This window comes from Achromobacter spanius (assembly GCF_002966795.1).
Lineage (GTDB): Bacteria > Pseudomonadota > Gammaproteobacteria > Burkholderiales > Burkholderiaceae_B > Achromobacter > Achromobacter spanius_D.
This window is the reverse complement of the sequence record NZ_CP023270.1, coordinates 4474903-4500081: the sequence shown is the minus strand read 5'-3', so window position 1 is coordinate 4500081 and position 25179 is coordinate 4474903. Positions and strand designations below refer to the sequence as shown.

The following is a 25179-nucleotide window of genomic DNA, read 5'->3' as shown; positions in this document are numbered from 1 at the left end:
CCATGTGGGACATTCTTAAAGACAATTGGCTGCTGCTTCTGATCGGCCAGTATCCGCATGGTCCGATCGGGGGCCTCGCCGCCACCTTGGGTCTGGCGGCCATCAGCCTCGCGCTGGCGCTGCCCTGCGGCGTGCTGCTGGCGCTGGGCCGCATCAGCCCGTACCGGATCTTCTACTGGCCGTCGTCGGCCGTGGTCTACCTGGTGCGCGGCCTGCCGCTGCTGATGTTCATTTTCTGGGCCTACTTCTTCGTGCCCATCATCATCGGCCGTCCCGTCGCGGGCACGACCACGATGGTGGTGGCGCTGGTCTGCTACGAAAGCGCCTATCTGGCCGAGATCATCCGCGCCGGCATCCAGGCGTTGCCGCCCGGCCAGCAGGAAGCCAGCCGGGCGCTGGGCTTGTCCTACATGCAGACCATGCGGCGCGTCATCCTGCCGCAGGCGCTCTACAACATGCTGCCCAGCATGCTGAGCCAGTTTGTGTCCACGGTGAAGGAAACCTCGCTGGCCTATGTGATCAGTGTCCAGGAGCTGACGTACGCCGCCAACCAGATCAACAGCGTATTGCTGACCAAGCCGTTCGAAGTCTTCGGGCTGCTTGCGCTGACCTATTTCGTCCTGAATTTTGGCCTGAGTTCCCTGGTGCACCTGACCGAACGCCGCATTGGCCGACGGCGCGCCGGACTTGCGCCTGCCCAGAAAGTGGTGCCGACATGATCCGATTTTCCGAAGTGCAGAAGTGGTATGGCGAATATCAGGCCCTGGCCGACGTGACGGCGCAGGTCGGCAGAGGCGAGGTCGTCGTGGTGTGCGGGCCGTCAGGCTCGGGCAAATCCACGCTGATCCGCACCGTCAACCGGCTGGAGCCCATCCAGAAGGGCGTCATCGAAGTCGACGGCAAGGACATCTACGGAAAGGACGTGCACCTGGACGCGCTGCGCAGCCATATCGGCTTTGTGTTCCAGCAGTTCAATCTCTTCCCGCATCTGTCGGTGATGGAAAACCTGATGCTGGCGCCGCTGCAGCTCAAGCGCGCCCGCCGCCCCGAAGCCCGCGAGCGCGCCATGCAACTGTTGGAACGGGTGGGGCTTGCCCACAAGGCGGATGCCTATCCCGCGCAATTGTCCGGTGGTCAGCAGCAGCGCGTGGCCATTGCCAGAGCCCTGGCCATGAGTCCGCCCGTCATGCTGTTCGACGAGCCGACCAGCGCGCTGGATCCTGAAATGGTCGGCGAAGTGCTGCAGGTCATGAAGGGCCTGGCCAAAGACGGCATGACCATGGTGTGCGTCACGCACGAGATGGGTTTCGCCCGGGAAGTCGCGGATCGCGTGTGGTTCATGGACGCCGGGCGGATTGTGGAAACCGGAACGCCAGACGAGTTCTTCAACCGGCCGCAGACTGCCCGGGCGCAGAAGTTTCTGGCGGAGATCCGGCATTGAAACCGGGGCTGCCGTGCGGCAGCCCTGCTATCGCGCCACCGTCAGCCGGAAGGCGACCGCCAACCGGCCATGCCGTCTGCAGCCACGGTAAAAACGATGATGCCGTTTTTTTTTGGCCGCAGTATATTCATCCGCAGGATCCGCATCTTTGGGACTATTGAGACGGTCACCCGCAATGGGTAGATTTCGCATCAAGCATGGTGCGCTGCGCTAGACGCCTGACCAGAACAAGTCCCATGCGACAAATCGCTTTTGGCACTTGCCGCTCTTTTGGAGCTGCGCAAGAAGCATCTTCATTGACCGTTGTTTTATGCATCGGAGGCCACAATGAATATCCGCGATACGTCTCATCCACCCAGCCATTTCCCGTTTGAATCGGTTTCGCGCGTCGCGCTGTGCCCGCGAAACAGGCTGCTCGTTTACGCCTATTCGAACTAGCCCCCCCGAACTGCATGACACGGAGCTTTCCATCTTTGGATGCCTGAAAGCCGAGCCGGCGCTGATGTCCGCCAATCAAGACATGAGCGCTGGCGACTCGGGCGATGCGGACCTGGAGATTCCCATGAACAAGTCGATTTTTCCTTGGATGGCGATCGTGCTCTCAGGCGTCTGCCTGTCGGCGACCGCCCAGACCGTTACGCCGCTCAAAGGTCAGACTCCCGAACTGACCCAGCAGGACATCGCCGCGTGCCAAGCGCAGTCGGCCAACACGACGAGCGCGGCGGGCGCCGACACGCCGTCGGCCGGCGGACGAGCCCGTGGCGCCGCAGCCGGCGCCGCGGCGGGCGCTGCCGTCGCGGGTGCGCGGGGGCGCCAGCACGAAGAGGTGTATGACCGCATGGATGACGACACCAAGCAAGCGTACCGGCAGAACCAGGCGAAGGACGCCGCCGCAACGGGCATGGTGGTGGGCGGGTCGCGCCAACGCCAGGACCGCCGACAGGATCGCGCGGACCAGGCGCAGCAGACTGCGAACGCATCGTCGGCCTATGCCGCGTGCATGCAGCAGCGCGGCTACCAGGTCGGGCCCTGAACGCGCAGGGCCGGCTCTTCTTCGGCGCCGTTTTCTGCATGTGCATTTTTTTGCCTTGCCAAGTTTCCCGTGCGACACACCACAAAAGGAGAACGTCATGTCTCACAAATATTCTGCCGTCTGCCGGACCGGTATGGCCCTCTTCACCATCTTTGCGGCTGGCCTTCTTTTTGGCGGCTGTACCACGACGCCGCCGTCCAAGCCGTCCGCTGCGCCAAAGACTGATACGCGCGAAGCGTTGGACAACGCGGCCAACGCGACCCTGTCCAAACTTTACGAAGCCGCACCGTCATCCAGGGAACTGGTCGCTCGTGCCAGGGGGGTGTTGGTATTCCCGGATGTGCTCAGCGGAAGTTTCATTGTCGGCGCCGAGCATGGCAAGGGCGTGCTGCGCGTGGGTCAGTCGGCGGTAGGCTACTACCGCACCACGTCCGGGTCGATCGGCTTTCAGGCAGGCGCGCAATCGAAGGCCATGGTCCTGCTGTTCATGACGGATGATGCCTTGAACAAGTTTCGCAACAGCAGTGGCTGGACGGTTGGCGCCGATGCCACGGTGGCGATCGTCAATATTGGCGCTAACGGGCGCATCGACACCAACACCGCGAAGCAGCCGATTGTCGGCTTCGTGATGAATAACGGAGGCCTGATGGCAGGCGTCTCGCTTGAGGGGACGAAGATCTCGAAGTACGAACCTTGATGGCGAAACGGGAGCGCCGGCGGGTCGCCGCCGGCGCTCCGAAAGCCCTCTGCGCCCTGCGTTACTGTCGCGAGAACGCTAGCCGAAAGGATGCGATTTATGGATAGCGCCTACGCGGCGTTGCCGAATTTTTCACGGTAAGCGGCCGGACTCGTCAGCACGATGCGCCGGAAGTGTCTGCGCATGGACTCCTCCGAGCCAAACCCGGCCAGCTCGGCAATGCGGCCAATCGGCAAGGGCGTCTTGGATTCGAGCATGTCGCGGGCGGCCGACACGCGTTCCCGGACAAGCCACTCATACGGCGCCATGCCCGTGGCGTCATGAAACTGCCGCTGCAACGTACGCGGGCTCATGGCGGCGCGTTCGGCCAGCGAGCGCAAGGTGTGCGGCATGGCGGAATGAAGCCGCATCCAGTCCATCAGCTTGGCCAGGCGACCGCTTTCGTCATGAGGCATGGGACGCGGCACGAACTGGGCCTGCCCACCTTCCCGATGCGGCGCCACCACGAGTCTTTGCGCGACCCGATTTGCCACGGCTCCCCCGTAGTCGCGTCGCACCAGGTGAAGCAGCATGTCGAGGCCGGCAGCTGAGCCCGCCGACGTGATGATCTGTCCTTCATCGACATACAACGCATCCGGCTCGACCCGCACCTGCGGGTAGCGCTGCTGCAGCTTTGCGGCGTATCGCCAGTGGGTGGTGACAGTTTTCCCATCGAGCACCCCCGCCGCCGCCAGCACGAATACACCGGAACAAATCGAGCAAACCCGCGCGCCCCGTTCGTACGCCTTGCGGAGCTTCTTCAGCAACGGCGCTGGCGGCATTTCGTCCGCATCGCGCCAGCCGGGGACCACGATCGTGTCCGCCTGATCGAGCAGCTTGAGGGTGTACGGCGCGGCAACCGTGATGCCGCCTGCCGCGCGCAGCGGGCCGGGCTCGCTGGCGCAAACTGCAAAGCGATACCAATCGACGCCAAGCTCCGGGCGTTCGAGCGCAAACAGCTCGGTCACGCAGCCGAATTCGAAAGTACACAGCCGGTCATAGGCCAGCGCGACGACGAGATGTTTGTCCATGGCGTGATGTTACCGGTTAATGGCATTTACGCCACTTATCCGGATCGCCGTGCGACGTCAGAATGAGGCTCCTGGATCGATCATCCAGTCGCATCACTTCCTTGGCTCATTCACTCAGAGTTCCACCATGCCGAACCCCAACGCCGTTACCGCCATCCCCGCCGCCGACAGCGCATCCGCGCTCGCGCACTTTCGCGCGGAATTGCAATTTGAGACCGATTGTTCCGATGTCGCCAGCGCGCTCGCTAGTGGCACGCCCGGCTTCGTGCTGCTGGACGTGCGCAGTCCTGCGCTGTTCGCGCAGGGGCACGTGCCTGGCGCCGTGAATCTGCCGCACGGGAAGATAGTCGAGTCGAAAATGGCGAGCTATTCCGTCGACACGCTGTTCGTGACGTACTGCGCAGGTCCGCATTGCAATGGCGCGACACGGGGAGCGATACGGCTGGCTCAGTTGGGTCGGCCGGTGAAGGTGATGCGCGGTGGGATCACGGGATGGCTCGACGAGCGTTTGCCGCTTGCGGGAATTGATGACAGGCAGGACGGTGAAGGATCTGAGCGCAAGGAGCCGTGAAATCCTGGGAACGACGATATTGTTTTGGCACCGTACTTCGGCGGCAAAGGGCTTCATTTGGGGGCGAAGGTGGCCATTCACGGTTGGCCGCTTTCGACCCAAAGCGGTCAGCGTCCTAAGAACGCCGCCCTATCGGTTTTGCTAAGCACGTTAGACATGGAGCACGTTCAGCAGATAACGGCATTCCTCGCGTGCGAAATAGCTGACAGTCTTGTCAACGGCAAAGTCTAGTTGGTCGCCGGCCATCAGTTGTCGTGTCTCGTCTCCGTAACTCAGTTCAAGTACGCCCTTGAGCAGCCATAGGCGCTGTCGGTACGGTTTCGAATGCCATTGGGGATAGTCGACGCGGGCGCCATTGGGCAATTCAATTTCTATGAGTTCAGTGCCGGTTCTTTCATCCAGTTCTGCGATCTGCCGGCGGACGTAACCTGTGGCGGGATCCCGCCAAGTTGTTTGGTCTGCCTTATGACGGACCAAAAATGGATTAGGGGATGAAATCGGCGCCAGTAGCTCTGTCAGCGCGACCCCAAGGCCCGACGCAAGGCGGCCGAGCACTGCCGCAGTTGGGCTGCTGTCCCGTCTCTCGATCTTCGAAATCATCGCCTTGCTGACGCCGGAGCGCTCGGCCAACTGGCTGAGACTCAGCCGCTGCGAAGTTCTCAACTCCGAAATGCGTTGCGCAATTACGTCTTCAACCAACATCGAGTTTCCTTTTTCTCAATCGTCTCGTATATTAGACGATTCGTATTCTATCGTGAAATTAGAGGACTTGTATGCACACCGTTCATTGCACTGAAGACCGCCACGCTGCTGCCATGCTTGAGATTGTCAACCATGCAATCCTGCATTCCACCGCGTTGTACGACTACAAACCTCGCCCAGCTGAGGCGATGGCCGGTTGGTTCGAGACTAAACGCAAGAATTCCTTCCCGGTCCTTGGGGTGGAGGACGAAGCCGGGAAGTTGCTGGGCTTTGCATCCTATGGAACGTTTCGTGCGTGGCCCGCGTACAAGTACAGCGTTGAACATTCGATCTACATCCACCACGAGTGCCGCGGCCTGGGACTCGGACGCCGCCTACTCACCGAGCTGATCGAAGAAGCGCAAGCAAGGGATGTCCACACCATGGTAGGCGGGATCGACACCACGAATCAGGCGAGCATCGTGCTGCACGAACGTCTGGGCTTTGAGCCTGCTGGCGTTATCAAGGAGGTGGCCTACAAGTTCGGAAGCTGGCTCGACCTCGCGTTCTATCAAAAGGTGTTGCGCACCCCTGCGCATCCGAATGAAGAATGACGACAGACCAATGACCTCTCATGGCCGGTTGCAGACCTTGACGGTGGTCCGCTCCCGACCCAAAGTGGTCTCTCGTCTCTACATTTCGAAGATTCCGATGGCGGTTAGCAAAGAAAGCGTTGGATCACAGCCATTGCAACGCGCCACCATGCGGATCCGTCCAGGCCGACGCATGGCCATTGGTACATAACAGGAACATGCCGGACGGTTGCGGCGTGGCCGCGGGCAAGAACTGCGGAAATACCAATGGACTTTCATTGCTGATCCAGACGCAACGTGAGGCCAACATGTTGCGTGCAAATTCATTGCGCAGCGCCTGGTCCATAACGTAGTTCAGAACAGCGGAGTGATACACAACCACGGTCGCTTCCGCCGGAGCCTTTTCGATTAAGGAAGCAAGATCCCGCAGCAGATCGCCCCGGACGATCTGAGGCGGCTCGCGTCCGCAGATCCGCAGCGCCGACTGAAGGCGTGCGAGTCGATTGCCATCCTCGGGCCACACCAAGTCTTCAAGCCACTTCCTATCTTCGTCGCAGTGAACGTCGATTGGGCTCAAATCCAGTCCAGCCCTCCACACGATTTCAGGATAGGTGTGGGGGAGCGGACCCGCGCCGGTGACCTCACAAGGGAATACCGGATAGTCCGAATCGTCTTGACACGGAACCAGGCGTTGGGAACCCCAGTCGTAGCCGTATTTGTCCATCAGCAGGCACAGCCCTGCGGAGGCCCCCACCTCGATGAGCGCTATCTTGCCTGCGATCGAAGCGAGAGCGGGCAGCAGTACCGCACAGCGCCCTGGTTCGTTGGTCTGCGTGGAGCGCGCCAACATGAGAGCCCGGATGGCGTCGCCATGTTGCGCCAAGCCTGCATCGAATTCCGCAGTCGAGGTAGGCGCACGTACGGTATGCCGGAACGCTGCAAACAGAAGGTTTGGTTGCTGCTTATCTACAGGCAGACCCTGTAAAAACGCCAGTGCGTCAAACGAATTCGCAACATGCAATGCCCATTTTTCATACAACGGCGAGCGACCCGCCGCCTCGACCTTTGCAAACCTCAAGTAGCGGTTAGCAATACGATCCATGCCATCCCCCCTAACGCAGATGAGTCCCGGCTGAGTAGCACCGCTCGCGGAAGTCAGTCATGCTACTAAGCAGCTAGCTGTTGGAATTGACGTTGCATTATGACCGCTCCTGGCCGATTGCAGCCCTGGTTGTCCGCCCGCTTCCGACCCGGAGCAGCGGGTCACGTCGGCCCCGAAAATTTGTTTCGCTGAAAGAAGGGTTTGCTGGCCGGATGCTACCTGCCAGAAGCAGCCATTCGCCTGTGCAAAAGCGGAACGGAAGGGCGTCGCTCGTCACTAGCGATCTGATTCGCGGAGATTGACCTGCCTTTTTTGAAGTGCCCTGAGTACCGCATCTATATGCCAGGTTTCCGGCCCGATACTGATGGCGCCTTTCAGTAATGATTTCGTTGATTAGGATACGCCTTTGCCTGACGCGGCATTGCGCCTTACACACCCCGACCAGCGTCCAAGCGCAATCACTGAACGCAGAATGCTTTTCCGCCGCCTCGCGCAAATTCTCGCTATTATCCACGGCACCATGCTGACCAAAAACATTCTCCCTGCCGCCAGCGCTGCCGTGCTGTGCGCACTTTCCCTGACCGCCATTGCGGCGCCGGAAGCCTCGCCTTCGTTCGACTGCGCCAAGGCGCGCACGGGCGCAGAAAAAGCCATCTGCGCGAACCCGCAACTCGCGGCGCTCGATGCGAGCATCGCCAAGCGCTACAACGATGCGCGCAAATCCCTGGACGCCAATACGGCCGAAGCGTTGTTGCGCGACCAGCGCGATTTCACCCTGGTGCGCGACGAGGCCTTCGATAAGCCGTTCGACAAAAACAAGCCGGTCGAGGAAATCGCGACCCGCATGAAACACCGAGACGCGTTCCTCGCCTCGCTGGACTTGGCCGAACGCAAGGGCTTTACCGGTAGATGGCGCAACATCTCGGGCGAGATCACGCTCTGGAAGAAGCCCGACGGCGACATTCTGTATGAAGGATCGGCCGAAAAGCCGCGCACTGGAAGCTGGTCGTGCAACGTGGAGGCGTCCGGCAAGGCCAAGGGCGAGCGCCTCCAGGTCAAGAGCGTCGACACCAAGGGCTGGGTGTTGAACCTGAAACGCCAGGGTGATGCCTTGATCGTCGAGGAACAACCGCCCGGCGCGGGTTCATCTGGTCCGCCTTACTGCGGCGTGAATGGAACCTTGGCCGGCACATTCTTTCCGATACGCTGAGCGATCGCTGAAATGCAAGCCTGCGGGTAGTGGCGCAAACGCCGTACCCGCGCAAGGCCATCGCCAACACGCGGCGCTTTCAGATACGGAAGTCCGCCGCCATGTCTTCGTCGCTACGGGCTTCCAGCTTTCCGGAACGGCAAGCACGAATAAAGGCCGTGTAGTCCGCTTCGTTCTGATCCGCATAGGCTAATGCGTATTTGTTCAGCGCGTCGGAAAATCCCTCGCCACTTCCTAGATAGGCAGAGATCTCAACGGCCTTCCCGCTGGCTTTGGCGTGGGCTCGCGCCATCGCCCAGCCACAAAAGCGGGAATACCCCAGCAGCAAGGTATTGCTCAGCCGCTCGATCTCCGCCGACACCTTCATGTCACGCAACTGCCGGAAATAGAAGTTCCGGCCAGCAGGCCCGGACGTCCAGCCAAGAAAGGCATCACTTGCGCCTTGCAACAGCCGCTGTCCGGCCACGACCCGCTCGCCCTGGTGCTTCTCGCCTGGCGCCGGGTAGTAGTCGGCGATAACCGAATTGCGCGCCTCTTTGACTTGCAGGAATAACGGTTTCCCATGTCCGTCGATGAACAGCATCACCAGGCAGAAGGTGCCCACGCTGCCCACACCGACGACCTTGAACGCGATGTCGTTCAGCGTGTAGTGCCGTAGCAACGTGCGTTGGTCGGCAGATAGCGTCTCGGTATAAGCCTTGAACGCCTTGGCCAGCTTGCCCTTCCAGGCATGTGTATCGCTCCAGTTGCTGGCGGGGCCGAGCAGCGAGGCCGGGCCCGCGGGATGGAACAACGCGGGCGGGGCATCTTGAATTGTCCAGGCGCCGTCGCGCTGCACGGCCATCTTGCTCAATACGCTTTCGTGGGTACGGGTTGCGGCCTTGGCAATCGTCTTGTCGATGAGTTTGCGGCCTTCGTCCGTTGCGGCACTGTCCAGCAACCGTTCGAACGAAAGTATTTCGTGCCACATTTCCAGGGCGCTGAAGGTGGAGTACTCGCGCATGCGCTTGGCGTATTCGAGAACGGCCGTGTGTATGAAGTCGCTGATCGTGTCCTTTTTTGCGCCCGCATGTTGCCCGGCGATCGCCAGGCTCGCCGCAAGACGCTTCACGTCCCACTCCCATGGACCCGTCGCGGCTTCGTCGAAGTCATTCAGATCGAAGACAAGCTGTCGTTCCGGCGTTGCGAAGCCACCGAAGTTCATCAGGTGGGCGTCACCGCAGATCGGAAAGACGATGCCGGAATCGACAGTCCCCGCAAGGTCGTGGGCCTGGAGGATCGCGCTGCCTCGGAAGAACGTGAAAGGCGACACCGCCATGCGCCCATAACGCAATGGAATCAGTGCCTCGACGCGGCCGGCACTATTCCTTTTCAGAAGCTCGACTGGATCACGCGCGGTGTTGCCGATCTGCGCATGGTGAGATCGCTTCGCTCGGCGCCGCGCCTGCCGGCCTACCGTTTTCCGCTCCGCCAGGGTTGGTGGTTCAACCATTTTCGCCCTCTGGTATTTAAGGAAATACGTACGAGTGAAATGCGGACGGGCCAACCAGCGTGCATCCCGGAAGGACGCAATAGGCGCTGGCTAGCGGTCTGACGAAGCGGTGCGACGGGTTGCTGATTCGAAAGCCTACACAAATTTAGGGCGAAATCAATGATGGATTTCTCGCGGTCTCGCCACTTAGGGCGATGCCTGGCACGCAGCCTGATCTGGACACCTCCGAGGGTGCTTCCGCGGTGTTATGGGGCGAGTTCTTGGTTCCGCCCCACGCTCATGAGCCTTAGGCAAGTCGCTTTCGAAGGCGGCTGACGATCGCCGCAGCCAACAGTCCGCCGATCAGCGAGACGTGTTCCAGCGCAATGTGCATCGAGGAAGTAGCGGCTTGTCCCGGCAACGACCAGAAATGGTGAACGATGACGATGGTAAGCAGCAGGAAAGTCGCCAAAGCGGATGCTGCAAGCCAGACGGCCCTGTCGAGCAGCAGCAGGATGGAACCGCCCAACAACGTAATGATGGTCAGCCAGTTGAACAGTGCGGCCGGCGCCAGGCCTGCACGCGTCATCTCAGTGATGCCCCCTTCAAAATCAATGAGTTTGGCTAAACCGGAAGAAAGAAACACAACCGCCAACAAAACGCGGGTCAACAACCAAAACCAGCGGCTCTCCAACATGGAATGGATGGAAACGAGCATTCGTGCTTACTCCTTGAAGTCGTGAGTGTCGCGCCGGTAGTGCCGGCAGGTGGGATGAACTGCGGGGATGAACTGCGGGGGATGAACTGCAGAGGATGAACTGCGGCTGCGGACGATTCCGCGATCGCCTAGATTCTTGCGCCGCACATTGCGGCAATGATGGCTGCAGCCAGGGCGGCACTGAAAACGAGGCCGATGCGCATGACGCGGTTGCCGGCTTGCGGGCTGACCCCGTGAGCCTTGAGCACGACCTTCAAACCCGCGAAAAGATGCCCAAGGACGAAGAACACGCCAAGCGCGTAATGCGGCACCAGGCGGATGTTCCAGGCGTCATGGATGAGGCCCGCCGGTGCGCCCGTGGCAAACGCCCAGTCAGTCGGAATCCCGAGATAGGTTCGGGCATACACGAACACGGAGTTCATATGGCCGACGATGAAGATCGAGAGGAAGACGCCGGATGCGATCTGAAAGGTACGAAACGCATCTTGCCGCGCGTGACTCCACTGCCAGGCCAGATAGAGACCGCTGACGGCCTGGAACAGGAAGGCGACTACCAGCAAGGGTTCCAGTAACTTCGCGCGGTAGACGTTTCGCCCAGCGTCCATGACTGTTGCGTGGACATCTGGCCCGAGCCACCCAGCAAGGTGGTTGCCCAAATGGAACAGCACGTAGGCAAGTACGACTGCCGCGCTGATTCCGTGCGCGACGCGCCATCGCATCACGCTTGGCCTGGTTCCAGCAGCGGCCTCGATGGCGTGCGGCTTGGCGAACGTGCTGGCGGCAGCGAGTGTCCATAGGACACACCAGACCCAAGGGTCGGGAATCGTGCTGCCGACCAGCGCCTGCACCACACCCAGGAACACATATAAGGAGGGGGATGCCACGCTCAAATAGGCGACGCGGCGAGCGCGCGTCGGGATTCCCGGCAATTGCGCGACGACGATGCCGGCCACGGGCGCAGCAAACGCGAGCAGCAAGGCGATGGCAGCAATCGCGGTGTCCGACCCCGATCGTTGCGAGTCGGGAGCGCCGATCATCGCGTGAAACAGCATGAGCAGAAAGGGATAAGCGGCCGCGGTCAAAGGCGGGATGAGGGCGATCCAATGCCGCCCAATCGACGACGGGGGCGCTGTTTCCAGGCTGGCGGCCAGGACGCTGGATGACTGGGCAGACGCCAGGCTGGCGTTGGTGTCAGGCCGGGCCACGAGGCATCTCCACGGCAGTGATGCCCAACTTGTCGGCGTCGAACCCCGCGACAAGTGCGTGACGGGCCGCGTCCAACTGGTCTTGGGCGATGAAAGCGGTGCCTTGCAGCACGAGGAACTGCAAGGAATGCAGGCCCACGCAGCCGAGTGCCGCCTGCAGATATGGCGTCAGAAAGTCGGGCTGTTTCGCATTGGGGCCCGTAAAGAAGCCGCCCGAGGCGATAGCGATGTAGACCGGCTTGTCCTGCAGCAGCCCCACTTTGTGTCCGGTGGGACTGACGCCTATCGAGCGTCCCATGCGAAGGATCTGGTCGATCCAGGCCTTCAGCACGGACGGAACCGTGAAATTGTTCATGGGCGTGCCAATCACCACGACGTCCGCCAGTTCGAGTTCCTGGATCAGTGCTTCCGACTCGCGGACGGCATCTGTGCGTTCCGCGGCCTGCAGCGCGGCTGGCGACGAAAGCGCATGGGCGTAGCTTTCCGCTGCGTGGGCGATGGGTTGCAGGCCGAGGTCGCGCCGTGTGACGCGAACGGTAGGCGCGGTGGTAAGAAGGTGCGCCACAATGCCTGCCGACAGCGCGCGGCTGTTTGACTCGGCCTTGGGGCTGCAATCGATATGGAGGAGCTTCATCATTTCCTTGAGTGTTCGCGTTGCGCGGCAGCGCGGGGCGAGTGCGGGATGGCGTTCGAGGCGGACCGATAGGTCCGCGTCCCGATCAGGCAACTACGATGCGGCGGGGATCGGCCGCCGCCAGCAGCTCGGCGCGGCTGCCGGTTGGGGGGTAAATCCATTCCGTATTGATGGTCGTTTTAAGCGCCTTGCCCAATGCGCCCGACAGCTTCACTTCGCGGTCCCAACCTTCGGTGTAGACGGCGCCCCAGGGGCCCAGGTCCAGGCAAGTCACGTAATTGGGCTGGCTGTACGGAATGAAGCTCTCGCCGACAAGATCCGCCGCCACGTTGTGCCCCGCCGAGCGGCCCAGATTCATGGCGTGCTGGCAGGACATGGCCGCATGGTTGCCCACGTCGTCCGTGGCCGCGTAGGCGCAATCCCCGGTGGCGAAGACGTCACGGAGTCCTTTGACCTGCATGTTTGCATCCACGTGCAGTCGGCCAAAGTTGTCTCGGGTCGCCGGAATCTGCGCGGTAAGACCGCTCGCCCGCGCGCCGGCGGTCCAGATCACGGTGTCCGCTTCGATGCGTTCCCCGTTCTCCAACGTCACCCCGTGTGCGTCCACCTTGCCGACACCGGATCCCAGCTTCCAGGTGACGCCAAGCTCCTTCAACGCCTGGATGATTGTCGGGCGCGGTCCGGGGCCCAAATCTGGGCCGATGTCCGCGCAGCGTTCCACCATCACGACGTTGACGGGGGTATCGTCGCCGAGCGCCTGGCGCAGACGGGCGGGCATCTCCGCTGCCGTCTCGATACCGGTGAACCCCGCGCCGGCAACCACGATCGTGTTGCGGCGGACGCTATGCGGCCGCGCCGCGAGGCCGTGGATGTGCGTTTCAAGTTTGGCCGCAGCGGCGATCTGGTCGACGTTGAACGTGTGCTCTTGCAGGCCGGGGATGGGCGGGCAATGCAGACGGCTGCCCGCCGCAATGACCAGACGGTCATAGCCGATGACCTGTTGTGACGTGTCCGAGCCGACGCCAGCGACGCGCACCTGCCGACCTTCGACGTCGATCTGCTCGACCGTTCCCGCAATGAACCTGATGCCCGTCGCCGTGAAGAGTTCGCCAAGCGGAACGGCCATGCGCATGGGATCGTATTCGTAAAGGCGGGGACGTACGTGCAGCTCCGGTGCGGGAGCGATCAAGGCGACTTCGACATCGGTACGCCCCGTCCGATCCAGCAGCCGTGCCGCAGCCAGTGCGCTCCACATGCCGGCAAATCCGGCTCCGATGACAAGAATACGTTGCGACATGGGTCCTGCTCCTCAATTGATCTTGACAGTGTCGGCCTGGCCATCGCGATGGTGGATGGCTGCGGCCGGTGGCACGGCACATGACGACGTGCCGATAACGGCGATTCTATTAGTCGGAGTTAGAGGGCGCAAGAAAAAACGTGAGCAAATGGCGCGCGCTGCCGCCTGAAGGCGCGTGATCAGGCGTGTGTCGGCAGACGGGAGCGGCTTGCTTTGCATAACGTTACCTTTTATAGTCGGAGTTACCTGCAACCTGATTACGAACCATGGCCTACATCGGAACCGGCGTCGAATACGCCTTGCACTGTCTGCTCTGGCTGGTGGCTCCGCCGGAGCAGCGGCCGAGCAGCCGCGACCTTGCCGACATCCAGGGGGTGCCGGTGGCCTTTGTGGCAAAGATTTTTTCCAAGCTCGAGAAGGCCGGAATCGTCGAATCGAGCGGCGGCATTCGCGGAGGTTACTGTCTGGCACGGGCGCCCGAAGACATCACGGTGCTGGATGTGGTGGATGCGGTGGAAGGCGAGAAGTCCTTGTTCGACTGTCAGGAAGTCAGAGGGCGATGCGCCTTGTTCGAGGACAATCCGCCCAAGTGGGCCAATCGCGGGGTTTGCGGGATTCATGCCGTGATGCTGAACGCGCAGAAAGTCTTGCGCGACGAGCTGGCCAAATCCAATCTTGCGACGCTGTCCGCTGGCGTGTTCGGGAAGGGCATGACGAAGGATTTCCTGAGCGAAGTGAAGATCTGGTTCTCTGACAGGCATACCGCTCGTGAGGATGCGCGGATCACTGGAATCCGGGCACGGTCGGCAACCGACGAAGACGGCGGCTGACCGATTCCATCGGCGCATGCCTATCGCTGTCTCGTGGAGCTGGAACTGTAGGGAAATTGTCAGCTGAGGCACAGGGCCAAGAAGTGATTGAAAATATGGGGCATGTGTTTTGGATCTGCAGGAACTCAAGCTGAGCCGAGACCTATCGGTTCCCATCTATCTTCAGATCTACCGTCGATACCGGACGGCAATCTCGGCCGGAAAGCTGTTGCCCGGTGATCGCGTGCCTTCGGTGCGAAGTCTTGCCAGTGAGCTCGGGTTGGCGCGCGGCACCGTTGAAGCTGCTTATCAAATGCTGGCCAACGAGGGCTACTTTCTGACCCGAGGCGCTGCGGGCACCGTGGTGTCTCCGCGACTGGAAGCCGTGGCCGACCCGGTTCAGGCCAAGAAGCCCGCCTCTGTCAGTCGGGCAAACGACTGCCCGCCACCAACGGCTAGGGACATCCTCACGTTCCAGCTCGGTGTACCGGCGCTCGACGCCTTCCCGCGCAAGGTATGGTCACGGCTGTCCGGCCGCTGCATGAGGGCAACCGAGATCGCGGCGATGACCTACCCCGACCCTGCAGGGTATGAGCCGTTGCGGCGTTCGATCGCAACCTATCTCGGTTTGTCCCGCGGCATCTCATGCACGCATGAACAGGTCTTTGTGACGGCGGGGTATCGAGGCGCACTGGACCTTGTGTGCCGCACGCTCCTGCAGGCGGACGACGTTGGATGGTACGAAGATCCGGGCTATCTGATTGCGCGCCAGTACCTTGAGCACGCCGGCATGCGCTTGGCGCCGATTCCCGTTGATGAGGAAGGACTGAACGTAGAGGAGGGGATGCGGCGTGCGGCGCACGCGCGCTTCGCCGTCGTGACTCCAACGCATCAAAGCCCGACGGGAGCGCCATTGTCCTTGCCAAGAAGGCTGGCGCTTCTGGAGTGGGCGCGTCAAAGCCAGGCTTGGGTCATCGAAGATGACTACGATAGCGAATTCCGATACGCGGGCCGGCCTCTGCCGGCGCTCAAGAGTCTGGACGAGGGCGGGCGCGTGCTGTACACGGGTTCGTTCAGCAAGGTGTTGGTGCCGGGGTTGCGGCTTGGGTATTTGGTCGTCCCGACATCACTGGTGACGACAATCAATGACGCCCTGGAAAGGGTGCCCGGCCCCGGCTACTTGCTACCGCAAGCCGTGGTGTCCGAGTTTATGGACCAAGGTCATTTCGGCCGGCACTTGCGCAACATGCGCAACCTGTATGCCGAGCGGCGGGGCTATTTGATCGATGCCTTGCTGCGCGAAGCGGGAGACCATCTACGTATTCAGCCGCAGGCAGGCGGAATTCATCTGTTGGCCCAACTGAACGATCGGTACGACGACAAGGAGATTGCCGTGGTGGCTGCGCGGGAGGGGTTGGCCGTACACGCATTGAGCAACTGGACGCTGGGCTGGCCGATTCAAAGCGGTCTGCTGATGGGTTTTGCCAACCTGGCCACGACGCAAGAGGCCGAAAGCGCCGTGCGCCAGTTGCGTGGGGTGCTGGACCGGGCTTCGTCGTCGCCCTGAGCATACAGATAGTCACGGGCAATGTGCCCAACGGTGATCCAGGTGCCGCGCAGTAGGTATCATTTCGCTTGGCTTTAACGAGGAATCGCCCTCGTCACCATCTTGGGTCCCGCCGTTATGAAGAGCTCTTCGAGAGCGTGGGTCATGCCTGTAGTCGCCATTTTCACGCTACAGACTGTCTCCTCGTTTCTTTCACGCCTTATCCCGATCGTTGCTGCCGCGATGTCCGAAGAGTTCGGATGGAGCGGTAGTTCCATCGGCTACCTGACTGCGAGCAACGCGTTAGGCGGCCTGATGATACTCGTTGTCGGCTCGTCCATGCTTCGGCAAATTGGAGGAACGCGCAGCTTGCAGATTGCGCTGGTCTTGGGAACGGCAAGCATGGCGCTTTTCTATTATCCGACCATGGCGGTGGCCCTGGTGGCTTGCTTTGCCATGGGGATGAGCAACGGGGCCGCGAACCCGGCGGGCAGTGAGGTGCTGCAGAGATTCTCGCCGCCGGAGATGCGCAATCTCATGTTCTCGGTCAAGCAGGCGGGTGTGCCACTCGGCGGAATGATCGCGGGGCTGTGTATTCCAGTGGTGATCGCCCTTATCGGTTGGCGTCTGGCCCTCCTTGTCTGTGCGGTGATTGTATTGGTACCCACAGCGCTGACCTGGCGATTGAGCGAGATCCTGGATGTGAGGGGTTCGGCGAAGAAGGGTTCGGCGAAGCGGGGGCGGATTTTCCTCGTGCCTACGCTGCACTCGTTACGCATGCTCAGCGTGCCGTTGGCGTCGCTTGGAAACAATCCCGGCTTGTTGAAGATGTCGATCGTGGGCAGCCTGTTTGCCGTATCCCAAAGCTGCTGGTTCGCATTCACCGTGGTTTACCTGGTGGACAGGCTGGGATTTTCATTGAGCTTGGCGGGTGCGATATTTGCCGTGATGCAGGTAGGCGGGGTCGTCGGCAGAATTGCGTTGGGTTGGCTCTCCGACCGCTTGGGTTCGGCCACGGGAAGTTTGTCGATTGCTGCCCTGTTCTCTGCAGGCACGACCATCCTCTTGGGATTTACCACCCCGCAATGGCCACTGTGGTCTCTCATGCTTCTAGCCTTTGTCGCTGGCTGTTCCGCGGCAAGCTGGAACGGTGTGCAAATTGCGGAGGTCGCCCGGCGCTCGCCTGCCCACCAAATCTCGGAAACTGCTGCGGGAGCTTCGATATTGGTCAGTTTGGTGAACATCGTGGCGCCAGCGGCTTTCGCGGCGACGGTGGCGATCAGCGGCAGGTACGATATCGCGTTCTTTTGCGCGGGTGCATGCTCGTTGTTGGTGCTGTTTTTCTTGCCTCGGGATAGGCGTTCAACTGCTGACACTTCTGGCGGTTCTTGAGCGAAGATTCACGCAGCCAGCGGTCCTGTCAAGGCGCTTCCATGTCTCGTTGGCGTTGTCTGACAGGGAGCGTTGACAGGGTGAGATGAGCTGGGGCGTGACGTTAGCTTGCGTCAAAGTCGATGGACCGAGCCAGTGCACGCTGCGCTTCAAGCTCGTCCCGCTGCTGCCGCAGGCAGGCTTCAGCCATTTCGTAGGCGCGCTTGCCCAGCACCAGTTGGAAGGGGGCCGTGGGTGCCGAGACGGCATTAAAGATGACGCTCGCCGCGCGTGCCGGGTCGCCTTCCTGGCGGCCGTGCGTAGCGCGCAGGCGTGCGTGACGCTGGCCGACTGTGTCTTCGTATTCGGCGATGGGCTGCCCGGACCGATGCATGGAATCGCCCTGGAAATCGGTGCGCAGCGGGCCAGGTTCGATCACGCTTACGCGGATGCCCAAGGGTTCGACTTCCTTGGCCAAGCCCTGGGACAATCCCTCCATTGCGAATTTGGTGGCGGCGTAATACGCAGAGCCGGCGCTCGCCACGCGGCCGCTGATGGATGACACATTGACGATGTGGCCTTTGCGGCGCTTACGCATGGATGGCAGGACTGCGCGGATCATGGCCGTCATGCCGAAGAAGTTCGTCTCGAAAAGGTCACGCACGGCCGTCTCCTCGGCATCTTCGACGCCCGCGTTGAGACCGAAGCCGGCATTGTTGACCAACACGTCTACCGCTCCGAATGCGGCCAGCGTGGCTTGCAAGACGGTGGCAATCTGAGCGGATTGGGTGACGTCCAACTCCAGCGGCAGCGCTTGTGTGGCTGGGTAGCGCGAACACAAAGACGATATGGTCGCGGCGTTCCTTGCCGTGACGATACAGCGGTGGCCCTGGGCCAGCACGTGTTCCGCCAGCGCGCGTCCCAGTCCCTTGGAGCAGCCGGTGATAAGCCACACAGGTTTCGAATCATCAGCCGGCTTCATCGCTTTTCCCCACGACGCAATCAAGAACGCTGTCTAGCGAGGCCTGTTCCTGGAGGCGGCGAATGATCTGCTTCAAGGTCTGATAACGGTCAGCGCCATCCGGCCACGGCCACTCCTGCGCCAATTGGGACAACTGCGCATCGGTTTCATCCCAACCGAAGGCGAATCGCGACAGCTCGGTGATCCGGTCCGTCAGCAAGGAGCCATCTTTTAGATGGACCTCCAGGGTTGCGCCCCAGTCGGGCAGGCCCTGCGCGCCGGTCACGGTAATGCGCCGGCTCAGATCGTGGATGCTGCCGGGACCGTGCAGGTCGTCGAAATCGCGCATGCGCAATGTTCCGTCGCGCAACCCGACTGCCAACATGAAGGGGCCACTCATGACCGCTCCCGTCGTTGACTCAAAGGGGCCATGGCGGGCGATACCCGGATAGCTGGCATTGCGATGCGAAAGCATGACGGTGATGGCGAGCACTTCATCCGCACCGAAACCGTACTCGCGCCGCATTTGCAGCAGAAGAAAGAGCGGCGCCTGATTGATGAGGCAGCCGGGCAGCGGCTTGAACACGACGTCTGGGGTGTGCCAGGTCCAGTCGGGAGCGGGAGGGGCATCGATTCCCGCGAATGCGCGGTAAAAGCCGCTGGCGCCTTCCAGCGCATGCCTGGCGCTGATATATCCGTGGCGGGCCAGCGTGGCGCAAACGATACCGGCGCGCGCAGCGTTGGCGACCTGGATTCGCCATTCCGGCGAGCCTTCGGTCCAGCACTGCATGGTTCCAGCGCAATGCTGAGTGGCCAGTCCCAGGGCATGCGCGGTTCGCGCGGCATCCAGCTCCATCATCCGCGCGGCGGCGGCCGTGCTGGCGAAGACGCCGAACATGGACGTGGCTCGCAGCCCGCGCTCAAGCAATCTTGCGGCGCTGCCGGACGCCACCGCGTACAGCGTCTCGTAGCCAGCCGCCATCGCGCAAAGGGCCTGTTCACCGGATGCGCGGTTCTGCTGGGCGAGCGCCAGCACGACGGGGATGACGATGCATCCCGGGTGGGCATAGATGTCCGAGTAGGTGTCGTTTTGTCCGCGCGAGCACATGCGCAGTGCATTGACGTAGGCGGCATCCGCGGGCGCCCGGCGCTGGCCTGTCAGGAAGGTGCGCGCATCGCCGGGAGCGTCATGCGCGGCAGCAGCGGCGTGTTCCAGTGTCTCGATATCTGGCGCGGTGACGGCCATGACCAATCCGTACAGCAGGCACGTCTTCAGCTTGTCGACGATGGCGTGGGGGAGGGGCGTCAACGCGAGTGCGGCGATGCGTTCGCCCAGGATCTCGGTATGAGAAGGCGCATGGTTGTCGTTGATCATGGGCGCGCTCATGGGATGACGATGTCGCGGGTCTTGATCAGGGCTTCGATGCGATCGTGCTCGCGTTGCAGGACGGTACCGAATTCGGCAGCCGTACCCCCCGCCAGCTCGATACCGAACTCCTTGGCGCGCGTCTTGACGATCGGGTTGGCCAGCGCCTTGTTGAACTGGCCGTTCAGATCCTGGACGGTCTGGTCCGGCGTGTTGGCGGGTACCAGGACGCCATACCAGGTGCCGGATCGAAACCCCTCCAGGCCCACGTCCCGCGAGGTCGGCAGATCCTTCCAATCCGGCAGCGGTTCAGCATTGCCCACCATCAGCGCCTTAAGACGGCCTTCCTGCACCATGGAGCGCGTGGCGGGCGCGTCGAATACGGCATCCACATGGCCGCCGGCCAGCGCTGGCACAAAGGCGCTGGACCCGCCCATGGGCACATTCACGATCTTGATTCCCGTCATCGCCGCGAACTGTTCCGCGGCAATGTGCGGGCTGCTGCCGATGCCGGATGACGCGAAGGTCACGCCGTTCGGGTTGGCTTTGGCCCACGCAATGAACGATGCGACGTCGTTGGCTGGAATGGACGAGCGGACATAGAGCACCGTCGGCTGCCAGCCCACATACATGACCGGCTTGAATCGAGCGGTGTCGAACGCCGGCCCCCCGTCCTTGAACTGCAGCGTGGTGTAGGGAAGGCCGGTAAACAGCATGAGCCGGCCGTCTCGCGCGCTGTCCTGGGCTACGTAGCGAGTGCCCACCAGCGTGCCGGCGCCCACCTTGTTCAACGGAGTGACCGGCGCACCGAGCTGCTGGGAAAACGCCTCGGACAAAGACCGGGCCATCAAGTCCAGCGATCCTCCGGCGGCGATCGGAATGATCATTTCATAATGGCGTTGGGCCACGGCCTGCCCGGTGTGAAGCAGCGCCAACAGGGCGCCGCAACAGGCGAGAAGAAGGCGCAGGCGGACGGACTGCGGGCCCGGTACATTGCGCGAGATTGGCTGCATGGTTGTCTCCGTGTCTGACTCTGGGCGTCGCCCTGGTTGTGAAAGCATTCTGCAGGCAGCGCGATCTGGAATCCAATCAGATCCTTCTATAGGCAGACATAAAGCGGAGATATGGCTGGAGGCGCCGAACTGTGGGAAAGGTTGTATCCGAGCGGACGCCGGGGTATGTTCGCGGAACAACGCGGCCGGCCAGCATGCGGCAGGTCGAAAGAAAATGGAGACGCCTGTGCGCAGCATCAACCTCGCGAACCTGGAGACCGCGTTCTGGATTGCGCGGCTGGGAAGTTTCACAGCCGCCGCGCAACGCCTGTACACCACGCAGCCGGCAATCTCGGCGCGCATGCGCGAGCTTGAAGCCGCACTGGGCGTCAAGCTCTTCGTACGGATGGGACGCGGGGTGGAAATGACGATGGAAGGACGCCGATTCCTGGAAGAAGCGGAACCCATATTCCAGCAGTTGGAGGTGCTGGCGGCGTCGGTCAGCTCGGGACTGGCGGCCGGCGGAACGGTGCGCATCGGTGCAGGAAACATCTCGATGAGCTGGTTCCCCGCCATGATCCGGCATTTGCAGCAGACGATGCCCGAACTTACCTACGACGTGGAGATCGACCTCGCCGGGAAAACCCTGCAAAAGCTGGAAGCGCGCAAGCTGGACGTGGCGATCGTCGCCGGGCCGATAGAGTCGGAAAAGCTGTCGGCCGTCCGGTTGGGGTACGACCGGATGCTGTGGGTGGCCTCGCCCGATCTGCTGGCGCAGCATTGGGCCGGTAACCTGTTTGAGTTCCTGCGCGACGTGCCGATCTGGTGCGTGCAACGCGAGTCCTTCTATTGGTTGGACGCCATGCGCGCGATCGTGGACGGTGGGGGCAATCCACGGCATTTCCACGGCATCAGCAACATGGCGGCGGCGCGCCAGCTTGTGCTGGGGGCCGGAGGCATCGGATGCCTGTCGGCGACGATGATCCGGCAGGATCTTGACAGTGGGGCGCTGGTGCCCATTCCGGAGCTGATACAGGGCGAAAGCGTGGAGTTTTCCGTCGCCTGTGTGGCCGAAGCCCGGTCTTCGCACATCATCGGCCAGGTCATGGAAGCGGCGCGCAAGGCATCCACCTTGCCGCAAACGGCAGATTGACTGCACGGGTCCAACGGCGCCGACGCGGTTATGGGTCGCCATAAAAATTCATGATTTTCTGACGCGCCCGGCACGGCGTAGAGTGAGGCCTCGAGCGCCGCGATCGCGCGGCGGAGCCTCATCATGGATGCCTCGCGTCATGTCCTTCGATCCCGCATTCGGCTACAACTTCGACGACCTGCGCGCGCTGGCCAGGCGCCGCCTGCCGCGTGGCCTGTTCGAGTTTGTGGATCGGGGCACGGAAGACGACCTGACGATACGGAACAACTTCGACGCATTCCGTGCCATTCAACTGATTCCCCGGCCACTGGTCGATGTCTCCCAGCGCAGCCTGAGCACGACTTTGTTCGGCAAGGCTCTTCCAATACCCGTCTGTCTGGCACCCACGGGCGCGGCCGGATTGCTGTGGCACGAGGGAGAGATCGCTGCGGCTGCTGCGGCGGCGAAGTTCGGCGTTCCCTATTCGATGTCGACTGGGTCGATTACTTCGATCGAGAAGGTGGCCGAGCAGGCCGGAGGCGAACTGTGGTTCCAGTTGTATCTATGGCCGGATCCCGCGATGTCGCACGAATTGCTGCGCCGCGCTCGAGATGCCGGCTACACGGCGCTGATCGTAACGATAGACACGACCGTCACCCCAAATCGGGAGTTCAACTACCGCAACGGCTTCACAGTGCCGATGAAGCTGACGCGGCGAAATGTGCTGGACGGGCTACGCCATCCCGGTTGGAGCTGGCGCGTGATGGGCCGCTATTTGCTGTCGGGACAGATGCCACGCTTTCACAATCTGCCCAGTGCGCTGCAGCGAAGCATGACGGACACGCGCAAGGCGGGCCTGATGCCCAAGAACGACAGCCTGACTTGGGACGATTTGAAGCGGTTGCGCGACATGTGGCAGGGTCCGTTGATCGTCAAGGGCATCCTGCATCCGGACGACGCGCTGGCCGCCGTGCAGGCGGGCGCCGACGGCATCGTGGTTTCCAATCACGGAGGCCGCGTGTTGGACAACACGCCGGCCACCATCGCGATGCTCCCGCTTGTAAGGCAGGTCGTTCCGGCCAGCACCACAGTGCTGCTTGATAGCGGCATCCGGCGCGGCAGCGACGTGATCAAGGCGATCTCGCTGGGCGCAGATGCCGTGATGGTGGGTCGCGCCGCCATGTGGGGAACGGCGGTGGGCGGGCAGCGCGGCGTTGCCCACACCCTGGCGATGCTGCGCGACGAAATGGATCGTGTCATGGCCTTCATAGGACGGACGCGGTTGGACGAACTGGACGCGTCGTGCTGTGTGCGCCGGCCTTGACCCGTCCGCCTGGCATGGCTGTCTCAGCGGGCCGCGCGGCTTTCAGGAACGCCGAAGGGACGCAGCGCGGTCAAGTCGCGGCTGACCAGGGCTCGCAGCGCCTGTCCGTCTCCTGCCTGCACGAATACGCCGGTCGCCGCGATCCGGTTCTGGACGGAGGGCTGTCCCAGCGTTGTCAGAAGGCCCTCGGTCAGCCGGGCCGCTACGGGCGCGGGCAAGCCGGGCGGCCCCCAGATCGCTGCCCATACCGGCACGGCGAAGCCGGGGTAGCCGGCTTCGGCGCTGGTGGGAACGCCGGGCAGGGTCGCGGCGCGTTCATTGCCCAGCACGGCCAGCACCTTGAGCTTTTCGTTCTTCAGGTAGCCGTCGATGGGGCCCACGCCCAAATCCACGCGGCCGGCCGCGACGTCCATCGCCATGGGAGCCAGACCTTTGTACGGGATGTGGTTCAGGCGCACCCTGCCTTCACGCTCCAGCAGGAGCGCGGCGATCTCGTAGATGGTGGCGGGGCCCGATGTGCCGAAGTTCAATTCCGCTTTCTGGGTTTGCGCATACGCGACCAACTCCTGCAGATTGTTGGCGGGCAGGTCGGCACGGGCGAATAGCACGAACGGCGCGTATCCCACGACCGCCAGCGGCGTGAAGTCGCGTTCCGGGTCGTAGGGCGTTTCGGCCAGCATCAATGGTGCGACCACGTGCGTGGATCCCGTGCCGAAGAAAAGGGTATAGCCATCGGCGGGCGCGCGCGCGACGAACGCCGCGCCGATGGTGCCCGACGCACCAGTCTTGTTCTCGACCACCACGGATTGTTTCCACAGCGATTGCAAGCCTTCGGCCAGAACCCTTGCTGATGTGTCGCTGGCCCCGCCAGGTGGCGTCGACACGACAATCCTCACGGGCGCGGCTGGAAACCGGTCCGCGCTCCAACCAGTCGTACTGGCGCACAGCATGGCGGCGCCCAATGCCAGCAATCTACAGTTCAACATCATGTCTCCTTTGCCGGCGCTCGAATGCGCCTGTCAGATGATGCGGGTTTCCAGAACGCCGATCTGGTCCACGCCTGCGTGGACAATATCGCCTGGTTTCAAGAAGAACGGCCGGGGATCGGGCTTGCGATGTACGGCCACGCCTTCCGGGGTGCCGCTGCTGATGATGTCACCGGATTCCAGGCCGACCCGCGACCAGAACGCCACCAGTTCATCGAACTGGAAAATCAGGTCCGAGCAGTCGGACTGCTGGCGGAGTTCGCCATTGACCTTCAACCACAGCCGCAGCGCGGTGGGGTCTGGGACCTCGTCGGCCGTCAGGATGCAAGGGCCGAGAGGCCCGAAGCCCGGGAAATTCTTGCCCATCATGACGAGCAGGTTGCGCATTTCGGCGAACTGCCATTCGCGTGCCGACAGGTCGTTCATGATCGTGTAGCCGAAGATGGCCTGCCGCGCCTGGTCGCGCGTGGCATTGAGCAGCGGTTGACCGACGACCACCGCGACTTCGGCCTCGTAGTCCATCTGCTCGACATCGTCGGGACGCTTGACCTCGGCCTTGTGTCCCACCAGATTGCGGCCCAACTTGATGAATCCCGTCGGGAAGTCGCTCTGGAATCCAGCCCCGGCCTGGGGATTTCCCCTGATGCTCTCCAGCCGGTGCGCGCCGAAATTTCGGCCGGCCGCGATGCAGGACCGGGGCGGAACCGGCGTCAGCCATTGGACGTCGTCGCCGCCATGGAACCAGGCCGGGTCTGCGTGCCGCGCGGCGTAGTCGCGGGCGCTTTCCAGCGCGGAGAGACCGGCCTGGCCTGCCTGGATAGCCTGCATCATCGTGCCCGGCAGGGGGCGGCTGGCGCTGTCGCCAGGTAGCGCGGCCACGTCCAGAAGGCGCACGCGACCGTCCGCGTCCATGACGATTCCCAACCGTTCAGTGGTTTCGTCGCGCAAAGCAAAGCGAGCGAGCTTCAT

General features: G+C 62.2%; 25 protein-coding genes. 12 read left to right on the top strand and 13 right to left on the bottom strand.

Features of this window, described 5'->3' with window-relative positions:
- Positions 1 to 2: 2 nt before the first annotated feature.
- The 4 genes from CLM73_RS20350 (at position 3) to CLM73_RS20335 (ending at position 3171) form a co-directional block, all read left to right on the top strand.
- Complete coding sequence (locus CLM73_RS20350; protein ID WP_105239974.1) at positions 3 to 719, top strand: amino acid ABC transporter permease; 717 nt, start codon at positions 3 to 5, stop codon at positions 717 to 719.
- Positions 716 to 1441: an amino acid ABC transporter ATP-binding protein gene (locus CLM73_RS20345; RefSeq protein WP_105239973.1), complete on the top strand. Its 726-nt coding sequence runs from the start codon at positions 716 to 718 to the stop codon at positions 1439 to 1441. Before CLM73_RS20350 ends, CLM73_RS20345 begins: the two co-directional genes overlap by 4 nt.
- A 502-nt stretch (positions 1442 to 1943) precedes the next feature.
- Positions 1944 to 2474, top strand: a complete 531-nt coding sequence (locus CLM73_RS20340; protein WP_234015697.1) for a YMGG-like glycine zipper-containing protein — start codon at positions 1944 to 1946, stop codon at positions 2472 to 2474.
- Positions 2475 to 2571: 97 nt separating this feature from the next.
- Entirely contained in the window at positions 2572 to 3171 is a 600-nt protein-coding gene (locus CLM73_RS20335) for a YSC84-related protein (protein ID WP_105239972.1), read from the top strand.
- 110 nt (positions 3172 to 3281) lie between these two features.
- Here the strand turns inward: CLM73_RS20335 and ftrA are convergent, their stop codons facing one another.
- On the bottom strand, positions 3282 to 4241 hold the full coding sequence (gene ftrA / locus CLM73_RS20330; protein WP_105239971.1) for a transcriptional regulator FtrA: 960 nt from the start codon (positions 4239 to 4241) through the stop codon (positions 3282 to 3284).
- A 127-nt stretch (positions 4242 to 4368) separates the two neighbouring features.
- On the opposite strand from ftrA, the gene CLM73_RS20325 reads away from it, so the two are divergent.
- Positions 4369 to 4812: a rhodanese-like domain-containing protein gene (locus CLM73_RS20325; RefSeq protein WP_105241628.1), complete on the top strand. Its 444-nt coding sequence runs from the start codon at positions 4369 to 4371 to the stop codon at positions 4810 to 4812.
- 150 nt (positions 4813 to 4962) lie between these two features.
- Here the strand turns inward: CLM73_RS20325 and CLM73_RS20320 are convergent, their stop codons facing one another.
- Entirely contained in the window at positions 4963 to 5514 is a 552-nt protein-coding gene (locus tag CLM73_RS20320; RefSeq protein WP_105239970.1) for an XRE family transcriptional regulator, read from the bottom strand.
- A 71-nt stretch (positions 5515 to 5585) separates the two neighbouring features.
- Here CLM73_RS20320 and CLM73_RS20315 point away from each other — a divergent pair, with 71 nt between their 5' ends.
- Positions 5586 to 6107, top strand: a complete 522-nt coding sequence (locus CLM73_RS20315) for a GNAT family N-acetyltransferase (protein ID WP_105239969.1) — start codon at positions 5586 to 5588, stop codon at positions 6105 to 6107.
- A 124-nt stretch (positions 6108 to 6231) separates the two neighbouring features.
- On the opposite strand, the gene CLM73_RS20310 is transcribed toward CLM73_RS20315, so the two are convergent.
- On the bottom strand, positions 6232 to 7188 hold the full coding sequence (locus CLM73_RS20310) for a DUF2332 domain-containing protein (protein WP_105239968.1): 957 nt from the start codon (positions 7186 to 7188) through the stop codon (positions 6232 to 6234).
- A 472-nt stretch (positions 7189 to 7660) separates the two neighbouring features.
- Between CLM73_RS20310 and CLM73_RS20305 the strand changes: the two genes are divergently transcribed.
- Positions 7661 to 8398, top strand: a complete 738-nt coding sequence (locus tag CLM73_RS20305; RefSeq protein ID WP_234015696.1) for a lysozyme inhibitor LprI family protein — start codon at positions 7661 to 7663, stop codon at positions 8396 to 8398.
- Between the two features lie 79 nt (positions 8399 to 8477).
- Here the strand turns inward: CLM73_RS20305 and CLM73_RS20300 are convergent, their stop codons facing one another.
- From CLM73_RS20300 to CLM73_RS20280, 5 genes are all read right to left on the bottom strand, one after another.
- Entirely contained in the window at positions 8478 to 9890 is a 1413-nt protein-coding gene (locus CLM73_RS20300; protein ID WP_105241626.1) for a DUF2252 domain-containing protein, read from the bottom strand.
- A gap of 286 nt (positions 9891 to 10176) precedes the next feature.
- Entirely contained in the window at positions 10177 to 10587 is a 411-nt protein-coding gene (locus tag CLM73_RS20295; protein WP_105239967.1) for a DoxX family protein, read from the bottom strand.
- 128 nt (positions 10588 to 10715) lie between these two features.
- Complete coding sequence (locus CLM73_RS20290) at positions 10716 to 11792, bottom strand: hypothetical protein (RefSeq protein WP_234015695.1); 1077 nt, start codon at positions 11790 to 11792, stop codon at positions 10716 to 10718.
- Complete coding sequence (locus CLM73_RS20285) at positions 11779 to 12429, bottom strand: FMN-dependent NADH-azoreductase (protein WP_234015694.1); 651 nt, start codon at positions 12427 to 12429, stop codon at positions 11779 to 11781. Before CLM73_RS20285 ends, CLM73_RS20290 begins: the two co-directional genes overlap by 14 nt.
- Positions 12430 to 12511: 82 nt before the next feature.
- On the bottom strand, positions 12512 to 13723 hold the full coding sequence (locus tag CLM73_RS20280) for an NAD(P)/FAD-dependent oxidoreductase (protein ID WP_105239965.1): 1212 nt from the start codon (positions 13721 to 13723) through the stop codon (positions 12512 to 12514).
- Positions 13724 to 13989: 266 nt separating this feature from the next.
- On the opposite strand from CLM73_RS20280, the gene CLM73_RS20275 reads away from it, so the two are divergent.
- The 3 genes from CLM73_RS20275 (at position 13990) to CLM73_RS20265 (ending at position 17470) form a co-directional block, all read left to right on the top strand.
- Positions 13990 to 14553 carry an RrF2 family transcriptional regulator gene (locus CLM73_RS20275; protein WP_105239964.1) on the top strand — a complete coding sequence of 188 codons (564 nt, stop codon included), beginning with the start codon at positions 13990 to 13992 and terminating at the stop codon, positions 14551 to 14553.
- A 109-nt stretch (positions 14554 to 14662) separates the two neighbouring features.
- A complete protein-coding gene (locus tag CLM73_RS20270) occupies positions 14663 to 16099 on the top strand; it encodes a PLP-dependent aminotransferase family protein (protein ID WP_105239963.1) in 1437 nt (478 codons plus the stop codon).
- Positions 16100 to 16243: 144 nt separating this feature from the next.
- On the top strand, positions 16244 to 17470 hold the full coding sequence (locus tag CLM73_RS20265; protein WP_234015693.1) for an MFS transporter: 1227 nt from the start codon (positions 16244 to 16246) through the stop codon (positions 17468 to 17470).
- A gap of 103 nt (positions 17471 to 17573) precedes the next feature.
- Here the strand turns inward: CLM73_RS20265 and CLM73_RS20260 are convergent, their stop codons facing one another.
- The 3 genes from CLM73_RS20260 to CLM73_RS20250 are packed head-to-tail and all read right to left on the bottom strand — an operon-like array spanning position 17574 to position 20789.
- Positions 17574 to 18431 carry an oxidoreductase gene (locus CLM73_RS20260; protein ID WP_105239961.1) on the bottom strand — a complete coding sequence of 286 codons (858 nt, stop codon included), beginning with the start codon at positions 18429 to 18431 and terminating at the stop codon, positions 17574 to 17576.
- A complete protein-coding gene (locus tag CLM73_RS20255) occupies positions 18418 to 19785 on the bottom strand; it encodes an MmgE/PrpD family protein (protein WP_158685906.1) in 1368 nt (455 codons plus the stop codon). The genes CLM73_RS20260 and CLM73_RS20255 overlap by 14 nt, the downstream gene beginning before the upstream one ends.
- 8 nt (positions 19786 to 19793) lie before the next feature.
- On the bottom strand, positions 19794 to 20789 hold the full coding sequence (locus CLM73_RS20250; RefSeq protein ID WP_158685905.1) for a tripartite tricarboxylate transporter substrate binding protein: 996 nt from the start codon (positions 20787 to 20789) through the stop codon (positions 19794 to 19796).
- Positions 20790 to 21015: 226 nt separating this feature from the next.
- Here CLM73_RS20250 and CLM73_RS20245 point away from each other — a divergent pair, with 226 nt between their 5' ends.
- On the top strand, positions 21016 to 21921 hold the full coding sequence (locus CLM73_RS20245; protein WP_158685904.1) for a LysR family transcriptional regulator: 906 nt from the start codon (positions 21016 to 21018) through the stop codon (positions 21919 to 21921).
- A gap of 139 nt (positions 21922 to 22060) precedes the next feature.
- Complete coding sequence (locus CLM73_RS20240; RefSeq protein ID WP_158685903.1) at positions 22061 to 23224, top strand: alpha-hydroxy acid oxidase; 1164 nt, start codon at positions 22061 to 22063, stop codon at positions 23222 to 23224.
- Positions 23225 to 23247: 23 nt separating this feature from the next.
- On the opposite strand, the gene CLM73_RS20235 is transcribed toward CLM73_RS20240, so the two are convergent.
- Both CLM73_RS20235 and CLM73_RS20230 read right to left on the bottom strand, forming a co-directional pair.
- Positions 23248 to 24108, bottom strand: a complete 861-nt coding sequence (locus CLM73_RS20235; RefSeq protein WP_158685902.1) for a Bug family tripartite tricarboxylate transporter substrate binding protein — start codon at positions 24106 to 24108, stop codon at positions 23248 to 23250.
- Positions 24109 to 24243: 135 nt separating this feature from the next.
- Positions 24244 to 25179 (bottom strand): fumarylacetoacetate hydrolase family protein, encoded by a 936-nt coding sequence (locus tag CLM73_RS20230; protein WP_105239956.1) that lies wholly within the window; start codon positions 25177 to 25179, stop codon positions 24244 to 24246.